Annotated in this window: 1 protein-coding gene; it reads left to right on the top strand. The window is 38.5% G+C overall.

Going from position 1 to position 524, the window contains the following annotated elements; translation table 11 throughout:
- Nucleotides 1-205: 205 nt before the first annotated feature.
- Nucleotides 206-524, top strand: a 319-nt coding sequence (locus D1841_RS18505) for a TetR/AcrR family transcriptional regulator (protein WP_166554416.1), incomplete at its 3' end; no start/stop codon positions are given.

The following is a 524-nucleotide window of genomic DNA, read 5'->3' as shown; positions in this document are numbered from 1 at the left end:
GTGCGAGTGTCCGTATCTCCTCTACAACACACGCTTTGATTCCAGTGTTTTCCCAAAGTTTCATCTTTCACCTCAAATAGCTTTTCTTTATTTTATACTGATTTCCTATGAAAGACAACCCAATTCAGACTTTTTCTCCTTGCACCCATATTCAAAATATGATAAAACAAAAACATGAAAAACTTATAAAGTGAAGGAGCACACCATGCCAAAAAAACTTTTTTTCAAGCTGCCTGCGGAAAAACAGCAGAAGATTTTAGATGCCGCAGCAGAAGAATTCATCGAATATAAGGACAACTACAAAAAAAGCAGTGTCAACCGTATTGCAGAAAGGGCAGACATCGCCATCGGCAGCATTTACAAGTATTTCTACGACAAGAACGATTTATTCATGTATCTGTTTGAACAGCACAGGAAGAGACCGGTTTCTTGCCCGGATTCAGACACTTTCTATGGCTATTCAAAAGAACAAACCAGTATGAAAGACAGTTTCACCCCTATCGGACTGCTACTTCTTGATATTA

Source organism: Neglectibacter sp. X4 (assembly GCF_009917365.1).
In the GTDB taxonomy this organism is placed as follows: domain Bacteria; phylum Bacillota; class Clostridia; order Oscillospirales; family Acutalibacteraceae; genus Acutalibacter.
The sequence above is the reverse complement of the archived record's forward strand: the minus strand, read 5'-3'. Positions and strand labels throughout refer to the sequence as shown.